Here is a 14,254-nt window from a genome sequence, read left to right as displayed (position 1 = left end):
GGCCCTAACCGGCCGGGATGTCCACCTCGATCTCGTCCGAGAGGGTGAATCCGTCGCTGAGGTCGAGGTCGTCGCCGCTCCAGAAGCGGCCCGGGTCGTACCAGTTGGGCTGTTTGCCGCGCGGCAGCAGACCCATGTCCTCGTACGTCACCGCGACCACCTCGGCGCAGTAGGCCGTCTCGAGCGCCGCCTCGGTGGCCGGGCCCTTGCCGCCGCGGATGCGCCAGCGGGGCCGCACCTGCGGGACCCGGCCGCGCACCCAGCGCCACGCCAGCTGGGCCGACGACGGGAACGGCGTGCCGTCGAGGCGGGCCACCGTCTTGAGGGCCTTGTCCTCCATCTCCTTCCCCACGCCGGGCTCGAGCTGACGCAGCCAGCCCCGCTGCCCGTACCGGTGTGCCCACACCGTCACGGCGTCGCGCAGGTCGTGCAGCTGGACACCGCGCTGGAACGTGCCGGACCACAGGTCGGGCAGCGACTTACCCAGCTCGGCGTGCCACATGAGCGGCGGCATGTCCTCGACGACGATCGACATGCCGACGTGATTGACCGGGCTGTTGGTCAGCGTCTGGATGGCCCGGTCGGCGCCGGTGCGCCCGCGGAAGATCCAGATGTCCCCGGTCCGGGTCAGGTCGATGGCCTCATCGAGGCTGATGGCGGCGTCCACGTGTCTATCCTCAAGTGATGCGTTGGTGGAAGGTAGTGGGGTTGGCCGGTCTGGCGGGCGTCGCGGCGACGGGCGTCGTGGTGGCGCGTTCCGAGCGCAAACGCCGGCAATACACCCCCGATGAGATCCGTGACCGGTTGCACCAGCGGGTCGCCGAGGCGGCGTCCGCGGAGTCAGACGACATCAGTATCGCGGAGTAGCGACCACAGGCCGGCCCCGTCCGGCGCCGTGAACCACGTCTTGCCGCCGGAGCCGACCGCCTCCGCCTCGCCCGACGGGCCGGGGATGGCGCCGGCCAGCACCGACTGCGTGGGCGACAGGCGCCGGATGGCCACGGCGGCCACGTTTTCCGGGTGGGCGTGCGCGAACTCGGAGTAGATCTCCTGGTCGTGCTGCCCGTCGTCGCCGATCAGCAGCCAGCGGATGTTCGGGAACTCCCGGGACAGCCGCTGCAAGGTGGTGCGCTTGTGCTCCTGGCCGCTGCGGAACCAGCGGTCGGGAGTGGGCCCCCAGTCGGTCAGCAGCAGCGGCCCGGCCGGATAGAGATGGCGGGACAGGAACCGGGTCAGCGTCGGCGCCACGTTCCAGGCGCCGGTCGACAGGTAGAACACCGGCGCGCCCGCGTTGGCCGTGATCAGCCGCTCGTAGAGCACGGCCATGCCCGGCACGGCCATGCGCGCGTGCTCGTCGAGCACGAACGTGTTCCACGCGGCGAGCAGCGGACGCGGCAGCGCGGTGACCATGACCGTGTCGTCGATGTCGCTGATCAGCCCGAACCTGGTCTCGGGGTCGAGGACCCGGATCGGCGCCTCGACCGCGGCCGCGCCCTCGGTGAACAGCCGGACGCTGCCCCAGCCCGGCTCCAGGTCGCCCTTGACCCGGGTGTCGACGTAACCGCTGCGGTCGGTGCGGGTCTCGGTGATGCTGTCGCCTATCTGGATCTTGACGACCGCGTTGTTGACCGGCGAGCTGGTGAAGCTGCGCCAGCCGCGGACTTTCTCCAGCGTGCGACTCTGCGTGCCGCGGGTGAGCACCACACGAGCCATCACGCGCGCCCAGCCCGGCGCGCCGTAGCCCGTGTAGGCCGTGATCACCGGCCGCCAGCCCCGGTTGCGCAGCCGGCGCTCGACGATCTCGTGGAGGGCGTCCTCCACCCGCGCGGCCCGGTGCATCCGGATTACAGGCGGTTGCCCGCCCGCCGGAGTTGATGCCACGCTCAGGCCCCCTGCCCATAAGGTATCGGCGGTCATTCTGCCCGGTTACGGTACCTGCCTAACCTGTCAGTCGCGGGCGAACGTCCCGTCTCCACAGGGGAGGCTCACGCATAGGCCTTGGTGGCCGGCATCTCACCGGTCGCCCACTGGTCGGCGAACCACTCGTCACCGGCCGGCTCCTCGGCCCGGCCGGCCCGCACGATCGCCGCCGCGGCCTCGGCCCGCAGGCTGCGCAGCGCCTCCGCGGCCAGCTCGGATTCGTGCCAGGCAGCCTGCTCGAGCTTCTGGGCGTCCTCGTACTGCGCGAGGCGGTGCTCGCGGATCGCCTGGCGCAGCAACCCCTCCTGCACCACCGGATGCAGCCGCGGGTTCCAGCCGCGGTGCGCGAGCACGTCGTTGAGCTGGGCGATCGAAAGCTCCCGGTTGCGGCAGGCGGCGATCGCGGCGTGGTGCAGATAGCGCTGCCGGTCGGCGTTCTCGCCCGGCTTGCGGCGCTTGCTGATCAGCGGGAACGCGGCAGCCCGGGTGGTCTCGCGGGCCCGGCGGTCGGCCTCGGTGAAGGCCACGAACGCGGCGTCGACCTGCTCCTGGGCGGTGGCCCACTCGGCCCGCAACCGGGCCGCGGTGGCCGCGGCGCGATCGGCCGCCACGGCGACCTCGTCGGCGAAGCGCAGCTTGTCGCGCTGGGCCGGGGTCAGCGGCTGGGGCGGGGCCGAGCGCGGCAGCGCCACATAGACCGCCGCCACGGCGATGGCGAGCAGGATGACCAGCCACAAAACGGCGGCCTGGGGAATGGAGACGAAAAAGCTTTGCACGGCGCTTTCCATCGCAACCTCACATGCGGACGCGGATCTCCCGGGACGCTGGAATGCAAGCGGCAGTTACGCCACGGGCAGCGCGGGGCTGCCGGTGCGGTCAGACGAGCCGGACCGAGGGCGGACCGCGGACGGCCCGGACCCGCAGCGCGACGCCGGCGAGAACGACGGTGACCGCGACCACGACCAGAACCGGCAGGCCGGGCATCGGCGGGGCGTCGGGAACGACGACCGCCGCGGGAACATCCTGCGTCACACTGGCCACAGCAGCCACCGGCGCGGGCGCGGCGGCCTCGACCGGGGCCGGGGCGAGGTGAGCGGCGAAGGCCAGGGCGAGCATGGCCAGCCCGGCCAGGAAGCGCAGCAAGCGATGCCCGTCCCAATCCCGGGGAAGCACTCGCGCCACGGCCGTCACACGACTCAACTTACCTTTTCCCCCCGGAACGCGCACGGCTCATCCGAGTTACGGCCGGTCGGGGACAAATCACCCGAATACGACGATGGCGCCGGCCATGGGGCCGGCGCCATGCGGATGCTGCCTACTTGCTGGGCTCGGGCACGTCGACGTCGCACGTGATCTTCGGGTTGACGCCGGCCCAGTTGAGCGGGCCGGCGATGGTGGTGACGGCGATCGTGCCGAACTCGGCACAGCTGGTGTTGCTGGTGTCGGAGAAGTAGCCACGCTCGTAGGCGGCCACGCCGCCCAGCACGAGCCAGATGATGAGAATCAGCCCGCCGATCGAGCCTGCGCGCATCGGGGCCTCCTATGCCGTGGGGATTGACGCCGGAAATGCGGTGGGGATTGACGCCGGAGATACCCCGATCCGTTTGATCTCTAAACGGGGTTCTTCACTGCCTGCAACGTGTACGAGTGGGGCAAGCGCTCAGGACGGTCGGCCAACTGATACTCACCGTCACCGATGTCGCGCATCCGGCCGTTCTCCAGCGCCTCCCACGGCACGCTGGTGTGCTCGGCCAGGCCGGTCAGCGTCATCCCGGCCGCGAGCACCGCGGTCACGATCTCGCCGAGGCCGTGGTTCCACTCCACCGTCTTGTTGTGCTTGAACTCGACGTCGGTCTCGACGTAGGTGCCGCCCTCGTCGAAGATCAGGCCCTCCGGCATCTCGAAATACGGGTAGACGAGGGCGATCACGTCGTCGTCACGGTCGTAGTCGAGACCCCACAGGATCGGGTGGCCCTCGCGGATGAACAGCCGCCCGCCCGGCTTGAGCAACGCGGAAACCGTTGCCGCCCACCGCTTCACGTCCGGCAGCCAGCACAGGGCGCCGACCCCGGTGTAGACGAGGTCGTACCCGTCCCCCACGGCGGCCACCGCGTCATAGACATCGGCCTGCACGAATGGCACATCGACCCCCGCCAATGCCGCGATGCGCCGGGCCTCGTCCAGCGACTTCGCCGAGAAATCGAGGCCGGTCATCGTGGCGCCGAGCCGGGCCAGCGAGACCGTGTCGGTGCCGATGTGGCATTGCAAGTGGACACCGCGCAGGCCCGCGACGTCGCCGAGCAGCGGCCGGTCGAATCGCACGACCTCGCTCAGGTAGGCCGGGTCGGCGGCGAAACGGTCGACGGCATAGCCGGGGGAAGCGGCATGCGCGGCGGCGCGATCGTCCCAGTTGGCGCGATTCAGGTCGCGATAGTCGGTCACTCGGGCACGATATGCCGCCGTGAATACCGTCGGCTTACGATTTTCGGGCCGGCTGAGGTTGGATGGCCTGGCGGAGGATCATCGAAAAGCGGGGTGCGAGGGTGGAGACCAGGCGTACGACGGTGCGTGACGTGCGCAGGGCGAACCGCTCCAGCCTGCTCACCGACCTCTTCCACGGCGGCCTGCAGAGCCGCCAGCAGCTCGCCGCGAGCACCGCCCTGAGCCAGGCCAGTGTCAGCAACCTGATCGGCGAGATGATCGAGGAAGGCATCGTCGAGGAGGCCGGGCTGGTCGGCTCCGACGGCGGCCGCCCCCGCGTGCTGCTGCGGGTCCGCCCCGGCTTCCGTTACGTGGTGGGCGCCGAGGTCGGCGAGACGCGCGTGCTGGTCGAGCTGTACGACCTGGAGATGACCCGGCTGGCCGCGGTGACCCTGGACCACGACGACGAGCCCGAGCAGGTCGCGGGCCGGGTGCTGACCGGCCTGGGCCAGGTGCTCGAGCAGACCGGCGTCGCCCCGGCCGACGTGCTGGGTTTCGGCGTCGGGGTGCCGGGCGTGGTCGATCGCGACGGGGTGGTCGACTCGCAGTCCACCGGCTGGGATTCGGTGCCGCTGGGCGAGATGCTGCGGGCCGGCACCGAGGTGCCGATCTTCGTGGAGAACGGCGCCAAGACGCACGGGCAGGCCGAGATGTGGTTCGGCGCGGGCCGCGGCGCCCGGCACGCGGTCATCGTCATGATCGGTACAGGGGTGGGCGCGGCCGTGGTGATGGACGGGCGCAGCTACTACCGGGGGGCGAACAGCAACGCCGGCGAGTGGGGGCACACCACCCTGATCTACGACGGTGACGAGTGCCGGTGCGGGGCGCGGGGCTGCCTGGAGGCGTACATCGGGGCCGACCGGATCGGGCACCGGCTGGCCGCGGCGACCGGGGAACCGTACGGGAAAGGGCTTTTGCACCGCCACCTGGGTGAGGAGCCGCTGACCGGGGCCGCGCGGCAGGTCTTCGAGCAGACGGCGGGCTATCTGGGCGCCGGGCTGGCCGACCTGATCAACCTGTTCAGTCCGGAGCGGATAGTGCTCGGCGGCGATCCGGGGGCGGCGTTCGGCGCGCGGTTCCTGCCCGAGATCCGCGAGGCCGCGGCCCGGCACGCGCTGCGCCGGCCGTACGGGCAGACCACCATCACGATTTGCGAGCTCGGCGCCGACGCGGTCGCGATGGGCGCGGCCACGCTGCCGGTCGCGCAGCTGCTGGCCGAGGGTGGCCTGGCCGAGACGGCCGAACCGGTGCTGGCCTTCACCCCGCGGCAGCGTCGTCCGGGTGACCGGGCCCGCCGCTGACGACGGGCCCGGCCGCGACTTCTCAGGCGCGCAGGGCGGCGATCGAGTCGCGGAACCACAGGGCGCTCTGCTTGGGCGTACGCTCCAGCGTCTCGTAGTCGACGCGCACGATGCCGAACCGCTTGTCGTAGCCGTAGGCCCACTCGAAGTTGTCGAGCAGCGACCACGCGAAGTAGCCGCGCACGTCCGCCCCCTGCTCCCGCGCGTCCACCACCGCGGCGATGTGCGAGGCCAGATATTCCGTACGGTCGTCGTCCGCGACGTAGCCCGACGCGTCCGGCCGGTCGTCGAAGGCGGCGCCGTTCTCGGTGATGATCAGCGGCAGGCCCGGGTAGTCGCGGTGCAGCCGCACGAGGAGCTGGGTGAAGCGCTCCGGCGTGATCGGCCAGTCCATCGCCGTACGAGTCGTGCCCGGCAGCACGGCCCGGACGACCGGCTCGCCGTCCGCGTCCCGCGTGCTGCCGTCGACGTCCGTACCGGAGAAGTCCTGTCCGAAGTAGAAGTTGACGCCCAGCACGTCGAGCGGCGTCGAGATAACTTCAAGATCGTTTTCCCGTACGGGCATGGCCGAACCGCGGGCGGCCAGGTCCGCGACCACGTCGGCCGGGTACTCCCCCTTGCGCAGCGGGTCCAGATAGAGCCGCAGCCCCATCCCGTCGGCACGGCGGGCCGCGTCGCGATCGAGGTCGGTGTCGGCCGCCGGGTCCGCCGTCCCCATGTTCAGCGTGATCCCGTACGTGTGGGGCCGGGTCTCGGCGGCCCGCATGCGCTGGGTGGCCAGGCCGTGGCCGAGCAGCAGGTGGTGGGTCGCGGCCAGCGACGCGTCGAACTCCCGGCGGCCGGGCGCGTGCACACCGATGTGGTAACCGAGCCAGGCCGAGCACCACGGCTCGTTCATGGTGGTGAAGGTGTCGACCCGGTCCTGCAGCTTGTCGAAGACCAGCATCGCGTAGTCGGCGAAGCGGTAGGCCGTGTCCCGGTTGGGCCAGCCGCCCGCGTCCTCGAGCTCCTGCGGCAGGTCCCAGTGATAGAGCGTCACCCAGGGGGCGATCCCGTTCTCGAGCAGCTCGTCCACCAGGCGCTCGTAGAAGCCGAGACCGGCCGGGTTGACCGGGCCGCGGCCGCCCGGCTGCACCCGCGGCCAGGCCACCGAGAACCGGTAGCTGTCGACGCCGAGGCTCTTCATCAGCGCCACGTCCTGCGGCATCCGGTGGTAGTGGTCGCACGCCACATCGCCGTTGTCGCCGTTGGCCACGGCGCCGTCCAGCCGCGAGAACGTGTCCCAGATGGACGGTGTCCGGCCGTCCTCGGCCACCGCGCCCTCGATCTGGTAGGAGGCGGTGGCCACGCCCCAGAGGAACTTCGGCGGCAGGCCGGTGGCGAGCGGGACCTTGGTGGTGGTGGGGTTCATGACACTCCAGTTGGGGATTGGAGAGGGCCGGCCACTTTTCAGTGACCGGCCCCGTTTCATCCGACGGGTTGCTCCGTGGGATGCAGCCAGCACGCGACGGAACGTGCGGCTCCGTCCGGGCTGTCCGGGCGCCCGAGCACCGGGATGTGCGTCGAGCACGGCTCGAACGCCTTGGGACAGCGGGGGTGGAACGAGCAGCCGGTGGGCATGCCGGCCAGGTCGGGCGGCGAACCGGGGATGCCGGCCAGCTCGCGGCGCGGCCCGCGCAGCGCCGGGAAAGAGCTCAGCAGACCCTTCGAGTACGGGTGCAGGGCGTCCCGATAGATCGTGCTCGCGGGCGCCTCCTCGACGATCCGCCCGCCATACATGATCGCGATCCGGTTGGAGAACTCGACCAGCAGCGACAGGTCGTGCGTGATGAAGATGACCGAGAAGCCGAGGCGCTCGCGCAGCTCGATCAGCTGGCCCAGGATCTGCCGCTGCATCACCACGTCGAGGGCGGTGGTCGGCTCGTCCATGATCACGACCTGCGGCTGCAGGATCAGCGCCATGCCGATCATGACGCGCTGCCGCATGCCGCCGGAGAGCTGGTGCGGGTACGCGTCCATCCGGTCGGGCGAGATGCCGACCAGCTTGAGCATCTCGCGGGCCCGGGCGTTGCGGCTGTGCTCGCTCATATTGGGGTCGTGCGCCTTGAGCACGTCGGTCAGCTGGGTCGAGATCTTGTGCACCGGGTTGAGCGAGTTCATCGCGCCCTGGAACACGATCGCGGTCTCGGCCCAGCGGAACGCGCGCAACGCCTTGTCGCTCAGCCCGAGGACGTCGTACGGGTCGCCCTTCTCGGGGTGATAGATGACCTCGCCCCCGGTGATGACGCCGGGCGGGGCCAGCAGGCGGGTCAGGCCGTAGGCGAGGGTCGACTTGCCGGAGCCGCTCTCGCCGGCCAGGCCGAGCACCTCACCGCGGTGCAGGGTCAGGTTGACGTCGCGGACCGCGCGGACGGCCCGGTCGCCCAGGCCGTACTCGACGTTGAGATTGCGGATCTCGAGGACGGGTTCCATCTACTTGGTCGCCTCTCGGGCCACGGGGGTCATGGCGTCAGGGTGTATCTGTGCTCGCGTGTGCGGCTCGGGCGAGTTCGACAGCACCGGCGTGAAGCCGATCCTCATCCGTACGGTGCCGCCGGAGGCCGTCTTGAGCTTGGTCTTGCCCGCACTGCGCAGGCGGGGGCTGACGAACTCGTCGATCGCGAAGTTGATCAGCGAGAGCGCCGTGCCGAGGAACGCGATGGCCAGACCGGCCGGCACGAACCACCACCACGCGCCCTGGGCCAGCGCCTGCTGCCCCTGCGCCCAGAACAGGATCGTGCCCCAGTTCCAGCCGGCCGCCGACACGATGCCGATGAAGGCCAGCGTGATCAGGGAGAGCACGGCGAAGATGACCGTGCCGATGAACCCGGAGGCGATCACCGCGGTCAGGTTGGGCAGCAGCTCGAAGCCGATGATCCGCCAGGTCTTCTCGCCGGTGGCCCGGGACGCCTCGATGTAGTCGCGCCGGCGCAGCGACAGCGTCTGCGCGCGCAGCACCCGGGCGTTCCACGACCACGAGGTGAGGCCGATGATCAGGGCGATCAGCAGGTTGCTGGCGTTGTCCAGGATCGACGTAATGATGATCATCAGCGGGATGGCCGGGATCACCAGGAACACGTTGGACAGCGCGGACAGCGTGTCGTCGGTCTTGCCGCCCAGGTAGCCGGCCGTGATGCCGATGATCACCGACAGCACGGTGGCGATGGTGCCGGCCAGGAAGCCGACGAACACGACCGGGCGGGTGCCGTCGAGCACCTGGCTGAACACGTCCTGGCCGAGGTGCGTGGTGCCGAACCAGTGGTCGGCCGACGGCGGCTGCACCAGGTCGTTGCTGCGCGCGTCCGGGTCGTACGGGGTGATCCAGGGGCCGATGATCGCGAACAGCACGTAGAGGCCGAGGATGATCAGGCCGAACGCGGCCTTCTTGTTCTTGAGGAAGAGGAACCGCTGCCGTTTGGCCTTCGCCGGCTTGGCGGCCTCCGGTGCGGCCATCGCCCCTTGGCCGGGGATGACCTGGGCGGTGCTCGAGGTAGGGATCGTCATCGCTCAGCCCTCCTTGCGGGTGCGCGGGTCGAGGAGCAGGTAAGCCAGGTCGGCCAGCAGGTTGGCGACCAGCACCGAGATCGTGATGACCAGGAAGATGCCCTGCATCAGCGGGTAGTCCTTGGCCCCCAGCGCCTGCAGCAGGATGAAGCCGAGGCCCGGGTACGAGAAGACGATCTCGACCAGCAGCGTGCCGCCGACGATGAAGCCGAGCGACAGCGCGAAGCCGGAGATGTTGGGCAGCAACGCGTTGCGGGCGGCGTAGCTCACCGCGACCCGCCGCTCGGAGAGGCCCTTGGCGTGCGCGACGGTGATGTAGTCCTCGGACGACACCGTCACCATCATGTTGCGCATGCTCAGGATCCAGCCGCTGACCGACGAGATCAGGATCGTCAGCGCGGGCAGCAGGCTGTGCTGCAGGGCGCTCGGGATGAAGTACTGGTCCCAGGCCGGCACCAGCGACGAGTCGAAGCCGCCGGACGACGGGAAGAAGCTGTCCGGGCCGGTCAGCAGGTAGATCGCGATGATGCCGAGCCAGAAGTACGGCACCGACGAGAAGAACGTGGTCACCGGGAGCAGGCCGTCGGTCCAGGAACCGCGGCGCCACCCGGCGAACACGCCCAGGCCGGTGCCGATCAGGAAGCTGATCACCGTGGTGATGCCGACCAGCAGGACGGTCCACGGCAGCGCGTCGCCGATGATGTCCGCGACCGGCGACGGGAAGAACGTGAAGGACAGGCCCAGGTCGCCCTGGAACAGCTGCTTCCAGTAGTCGACGTACTGCGCCCACAGGCCCTTGTTGTCGTCCAGGCCGAACAGGACGTACAGCGAGTTGATCGCCTCGGTGCTGAGCTGGCCGCGGAACTTGGCGATCAGCGACTGCACCGGGTCACCCGGCACCAGACGCGGGATGAAGAAGTTCAGGGTGATCGCGGCCCACGCGGTGAACAGGTAGAACGCGATTCTTTGGAGGAAGTACTTCATTTCGCGGCCTCTTTCACGGTGGCTTCGTCATACAGCCAGCACGCGGCCCAGTGGCCGGGAACGTCGCCGATCTCCAGGCGTACGGGCAGATCGGTCTTGCAGCGGGCCATGGCGGCCGGGCAGCGCGGATGGAACCGGCAGCCGGACGGCGGGCGGATCAGGCTCGGCGGCTCGCCGTTGCCCCGATCCTCGTCCAGCGGGTTGACGTCGCCGGCCAGCCGGTCGGGATCGGGCGCCGAGTCGATCAGCAGCCGGGTGTACGGGTGCGCGGGGGTCTGGGTGACGGTCTCGCTGTCGCCGCCCTCGACCATCCGGCCCGCGTACATCACCAGGGTCTCGTCGGCGAAGTAGCGCGCCGACGCGATGTCGTGGGTGATGTAGAGGATCGCCAGGTTGAGGCGCTCCTTGAGGTCGCGCAGCAGGTTGAGCACGCCCAGGCGGATCGACACGTCGAGCATCGACACCGGCTCGTCGGCCAGCAGGGCTTCCGGGTCGGCGCCGAGCGCGCGGGCGATCGCGACGCGCTGCCGCTGGCCGCCGGAGAGCTCGTGCGGGAACTTGTCGAGATAACGCTCGGCCGGCGTCAGGCTGACCCGGGTGAGCAGGTCGCGCAGCGCGTTCTCGAGGTCGTCCTCGGTCTTGCCCGCGTTGCCGTGGATCTTGAGCGACCGGGTGAGGTGATACCGGATCGTGTGCACCGGGTTCAGCGACGCGAAGGGGTCCTGGAAGATCATCTGGACGCGGGCCGCGTACGCCCGGAAGGCGCCGCCGCCCTTGACCTTCGTCGTCTCGCCGTGCAGGCGGATGTCGCCGCCGGTGCGCGGGTAGAGCTGGGCCAGCAGGCGGGCCACCGTGGACTTGCCCGAGCCGGACTCGCCGACCAGAGCGACCACCTGGCCGCGGCGCAGGGTGAGGTTCACGTCGTCGACGGCGTGGACCGCGTTCTGCTCCCGGGTGAAAAATTGGCGCAGTCGCCGGCGAACGGGGAAGTGCTTGGTCAGGCCGATCGCCTCAAGCACCACCTCGCCGGCCGGCGCCTTGGCGTCCTGAATCGACGTCATGGCGTTCTTCCTTCGTGCGGGGGTGGTGGAATGCCGCTCCCCGCGCCTCGCGGCACGGGGAGCGGCGCCGGCGATCAGGAGTTGGCGGGCTTGAGCTTGCCGATGATCAGAGACACGTACGGCTGGGTCGGCTGCGCGCCCGAGTACGGGTCCTCGTCGGTCGGCCAGCCGGTCCAGTTCTTGTCGCTGTAGGCGGCGCCCACGTTGTCGGCACCGACCGGGAACATCGGGGCCTGCTCGACGAAGACCTTCTGGATCTGGTTCATCGCGGTGGTGCGGGCCTCGTCGCTGGTCGCGTTCTTGTAGGCGGTCAGCGCGGCGGTCGCCTCGGGGCTCTTGAAGCGGCCGAAGTTGCCCTGCTGCGCGGCGGTGCCGATCGGCTTGATCAGGTCACCGTCCATGACGGTCTGGTAGATGTCGTACGGCGTGGCGCCGCCGTTCGTCCACCGCATCGAGGCCTCGAACGCGCCGGTCTGCACGTTCTTGTCCCAGACGTCCTGGTTGGGCTTCTCGACCGTCGCCTCGATGCCGATCTCGGCGAAGTTGCTCTTGATGATCTCGAGCGAGGTCTGGTAGTCCGACCACGGCGCGGGGTCGCTGAGCTTGATCTTGACGGGCTTGCCGGACGGGTCGCTGAGCACCTTGCCGTTCAGCTTGTAGCCCGCGCTCGCCAGCAGCGCCTTGGCGCCCTCGATGTCGTTCGAGAACTCCTTGCCCTTGTACTCCGGAGCGATGAACGCGTCACCGGCGCCCGGCGGCAGGCCGGTCACGCTCTTGATCTCCGGGTGGAAGTACGAGGCCTCGGCCTGGGTGAAGATGTCGGTCCGGTTGATCACCATGTTCATGGCCTGACGCAGCTTGACGTCGTCGAACGGCTTGATCGTGGTGTTGATGTAGAGACCGTGGATGCCGAGCACGCCGGGCGCCCACACCTTGTGGTGCTCCGGGTCCTTGTCGATGAAGGTCGCCTTCGGGTTGGGCAGGAAGACGAACGACCACTCCGAGTCGCCGTTGGCCAGCGCGGTGCCCTGGGCGTTGTTGTCGGCGTAGGAGACGTACCGCAGCTCCTTGACCTGCGGCACCGTGCCCCAGTAGCCCTCGGTGCGCACCGACAGCGTGACGCCGGCCTGGGTGAAGGACTTCAGCGTGTACGGGCCCGAGCCGACCGGGGTCTTGTTGACGTCGGTGGCGGGGTCCGAGATCTTCTCCCAGATGTGCTTGGGCACGATCGGGGTGCTCGCCATGATCTTGTTCTGGTTGACGAACTGCGGCGTCTTGAAGGTCACCTTCACGACGTTGCCGGCGACCGTGATCTGGTCGAACGGGATCGCGTTCTGGTTGAGCGCCTCGTTGCTCTTGAGCAGGGTGAACGTGTAGGCCACGTCCTCGGCGGTCAGCTTCTGGCCGTCCGACCAGGTGGCGTTGTCGCGCACCGTGACCTCGGCCGACTTGTAGTCGTCGGCCCACTTGACCCCGCTGGCCAGCCACGGGACGGCGGGCTCGGCCGGGCGCACCGGGTTCCACTGGGTCAGCGGCTCGTAGATCATCCACTTGTACCCGAGCGCGTTCGCCGAGGAGGTGCCGGCGAACGGGTTGTGGTTCTCGGTCTGCGTCCCGTTCGGCATGCCGATCTTGAGGAAGTCGACCGACGCCTTGTTCGCGTTGTTGGCGTTGTTGCTGTTCGGCGAGTCGCCGCACGCGGCCAGGCCGCCCGTGGCGAGCACACCCGCCAGGGCGTACGCGAACAGTTTCCTTCGCTGCATCACAAAACTCCTCGAATGTGACGGAATCGGGGTGAGAGGGGCGTGCGCTATCGCGGCACCGGCAGACTCGCCGGCACCCGTGTTCTGTGTGGGATCAGGCCACTGTGGAAGGTCGAGTGGTGAAGGTGGTGGGGATGACGGTGGGGCGGTTGGGCAGGGGTGTGCCCTCGAAGTGGGCGAGCAGCGTGCGTGCCGCGGCCTCACCCATCTCGCGCAGCGGTTGATGCACGGTCGTCAGCGGCGGCTGGGTGTGCGCCGCGGTCGGTATGTCGTCGAAGCCGACCACGGCCACGTCCTGCGGGATGCGACGCCCGGAGTCGAGCAGGGCCTGCATCGCGCCGATGGCGGCGAGGTCGTTGTGGGCGAAGACGGAGTCGAACTCGACCCCGGAGGCCAGCGCGGTGTGCACGGCCTCCGCGCCCCGGTCGAAGGTGAAGTCACCCACGAACAGCCGGTCCTCCGCGATCGGATGGCCCCCGTCGGCGAAGACCGAGGCGAAGCCGGCGTGGCGTTGCTGGGTGCAGCCGAACTTCTCGGGCCCGGAGATCACCAGCGGCCTCGTACGCCCGATCTCGAGCAGATGCCGCGCGGCGGAACCGGCGCCGTCGTGGTTGGTGGTGCCGACACTCGGGATCTCGCCGGAGGTCTGATCGCGGTCGTCGATGAGCACGACCGGCAGGCCCCGGCGGTGCAGCGTGGCGATGTAGTCGAGGGTGCCCTCGGGCTCGATGACCAGCAGGCCGTCGAACGACTTGGCGGACACCTGCGCGCCGAACTGACGCATCGACTCCTCGCCGCGGTTGCAGGTGAACAGCAGCAGCCCGTAGCGCTCGGTCTCGAGCACGTCGACCGCGCCCTGCAGCACGTCGCCGATCCACGGCCAGGTGAGCGAGGGCACGAGCATGCCGACCACCCGCGTACGCCCGCGGGCCAGCCCGACGGCCCGCGAACTCGGCACATAACCCAGCTCGTCGATCACCGCCCGGACCCGCGCGGCAGTGGATTCGTCCAGCTCACCCTTGCCGTTGAGCACTCGGGACACGGTCGTCTTGCTGACCTTGGCCCGGGCCGCCACATCGGCGATGGTGATTGGCACTGGTCCTCCTGACGTGTCACCACTTCGTTGCGACCGGATTTCGGAACCGGTTTCGGAAGCGGTTTCGGCAGTTAACGCCAGTGAGGCCAGTCACGTCAACGGGGC

The 14,254-nt window shown here is 69.6% G+C and carries 15 protein-coding genes; 2 read left to right on the top strand and 13 right to left on the bottom strand.

The window, feature by feature from the left end; genetic code table 11:
* Nucleotides 1-4: 4 nt before the first annotated feature.
* Nucleotides 5-667 carry a hypothetical protein gene (locus JKJ07_RS08590; protein WP_202990685.1) on the bottom strand — a complete coding sequence of 221 codons (663 nt, stop codon included), beginning with the start codon at nucleotides 665-667 and terminating at the stop codon, nucleotides 5-7.
* Nucleotides 668-684: 17 nt separating this feature from the next.
* Between JKJ07_RS08590 and JKJ07_RS08585 the strand changes: the two genes are divergently transcribed.
* Nucleotides 685-867, top strand: coding sequence for a hypothetical protein (locus tag JKJ07_RS08585; RefSeq protein ID WP_202990684.1), 183 nt, complete (start codon nucleotides 685-687; stop codon nucleotides 865-867).
* Here JKJ07_RS08585 and JKJ07_RS08580 read toward each other — a convergent pair.
* The 5 genes from JKJ07_RS08580 to JKJ07_RS08560 form a co-directional block, all read right to left on the bottom strand.
* Nucleotides 841-1,917 (bottom strand): App1 family protein phosphatidate phosphatase, encoded by a 1,077-nt coding sequence (locus tag JKJ07_RS08580; protein WP_202990683.1) that lies wholly within the window; start codon nucleotides 1,915-1,917, stop codon nucleotides 841-843. The genes JKJ07_RS08585 and JKJ07_RS08580 overlap by 27 nt on opposite strands.
* Nucleotides 1,918-1,985: 68 nt before the next feature.
* Nucleotides 1,986-2,696, bottom strand: coding sequence for a hypothetical protein (locus tag JKJ07_RS08575; protein ID WP_307834171.1), 711 nt, complete (start codon nucleotides 2,694-2,696; stop codon nucleotides 1,986-1,988).
* A 100-nt stretch (nucleotides 2,697-2,796) separates the two neighbouring features.
* Complete coding sequence (locus tag JKJ07_RS08570) at nucleotides 2,797-3,111, bottom strand: hypothetical protein (protein ID WP_202990681.1); 315 nt, start codon at nucleotides 3,109-3,111, stop codon at nucleotides 2,797-2,799.
* 124 nt (nucleotides 3,112-3,235) lie between these two features.
* Nucleotides 3,236-3,451 carry a hypothetical protein gene (locus JKJ07_RS08565; RefSeq protein ID WP_202990680.1) on the bottom strand — a complete coding sequence of 72 codons (216 nt, stop codon included), beginning with the start codon at nucleotides 3,449-3,451 and terminating at the stop codon, nucleotides 3,236-3,238.
* Nucleotides 3,452-3,531: 80 nt separating this feature from the next.
* Nucleotides 3,532-4,362, bottom strand: a complete 831-nt coding sequence (locus tag JKJ07_RS08560) for a class I SAM-dependent methyltransferase (RefSeq protein ID WP_202990679.1) — start codon at nucleotides 4,360-4,362, stop codon at nucleotides 3,532-3,534.
* Between the two features lie 101 nt (nucleotides 4,363-4,463).
* Here JKJ07_RS08560 and JKJ07_RS08555 point away from each other — a divergent pair, with 101 nt between their 5' ends.
* Nucleotides 4,464-5,702 carry an ROK family protein gene (locus JKJ07_RS08555; RefSeq protein ID WP_202990678.1) on the top strand — a complete coding sequence of 413 codons (1,239 nt, stop codon included), beginning with the start codon at nucleotides 4,464-4,466 and terminating at the stop codon, nucleotides 5,700-5,702.
* A 22-nt stretch (nucleotides 5,703-5,724) separates the two neighbouring features.
* Here JKJ07_RS08555 and JKJ07_RS08550 read toward each other — a convergent pair whose 3' ends face one another.
* The 7 genes from JKJ07_RS08550 to JKJ07_RS08520 all read right to left on the bottom strand — a co-directional run bounded on the left by JKJ07_RS08550 (nucleotide 5,725) and on the right by JKJ07_RS08520 (nucleotide 14,149).
* The gene (locus JKJ07_RS08550; RefSeq protein WP_202990677.1) at nucleotides 5,725-7,113 is read right to left on the bottom strand and encodes a GH1 family beta-glucosidase; all 1,389 of its coding nucleotides are present in this window, start codon (nucleotides 7,111-7,113) and stop codon (nucleotides 5,725-5,727) included.
* A gap of 56 nt (nucleotides 7,114-7,169) precedes the next feature.
* Nucleotides 7,170-8,174, bottom strand: coding sequence for an ABC transporter ATP-binding protein (locus JKJ07_RS08545; protein WP_202990676.1), 1,005 nt, complete (start codon nucleotides 8,172-8,174; stop codon nucleotides 7,170-7,172).
* Nucleotides 8,175-9,245, bottom strand: a complete 1,071-nt coding sequence (locus JKJ07_RS08540) for an ABC transporter permease (RefSeq protein ID WP_202990675.1) — start codon at nucleotides 9,243-9,245, stop codon at nucleotides 8,175-8,177. It lies immediately after the preceding gene.
* A gap of 3 nt (nucleotides 9,246-9,248) precedes the next feature.
* Nucleotides 9,249-10,229, bottom strand: coding sequence for an ABC transporter permease (locus JKJ07_RS08535; protein ID WP_202990674.1), 981 nt, complete (start codon nucleotides 10,227-10,229; stop codon nucleotides 9,249-9,251).
* Nucleotides 10,226-11,290, bottom strand: coding sequence for an ABC transporter ATP-binding protein (locus tag JKJ07_RS08530; RefSeq protein WP_202990673.1), 1,065 nt, complete (start codon nucleotides 11,288-11,290; stop codon nucleotides 10,226-10,228). Before JKJ07_RS08530 ends, JKJ07_RS08535 begins: the two co-directional genes overlap by 4 nt.
* Nucleotides 11,291-11,364: 74 nt before the next feature.
* The gene (locus JKJ07_RS08525; protein WP_202990672.1) at nucleotides 11,365-13,053 is read right to left on the bottom strand and encodes an ABC transporter substrate-binding protein; all 1,689 of its coding nucleotides are present in this window, start codon (nucleotides 13,051-13,053) and stop codon (nucleotides 11,365-11,367) included.
* A 94-nt stretch (nucleotides 13,054-13,147) separates the two neighbouring features.
* The gene (locus tag JKJ07_RS08520; RefSeq protein WP_202990671.1) at nucleotides 13,148-14,149 is read right to left on the bottom strand and encodes a LacI family DNA-binding transcriptional regulator; all 1,002 of its coding nucleotides are present in this window, start codon (nucleotides 14,147-14,149) and stop codon (nucleotides 13,148-13,150) included.
* Between the last annotated feature and the right edge of the window lie 105 nt (nucleotides 14,150-14,254).

The organism is Paractinoplanes lichenicola, from assembly GCF_016785085.1.
Taxonomy (GTDB): Bacteria; Actinomycetota; Actinomycetes; order Mycobacteriales; family Micromonosporaceae; genus Actinoplanes; species Actinoplanes lichenicola.
Note: the sequence above shows the minus strand (reverse complement) of the source record. Positions and strands in the feature narration are given on the sequence as shown.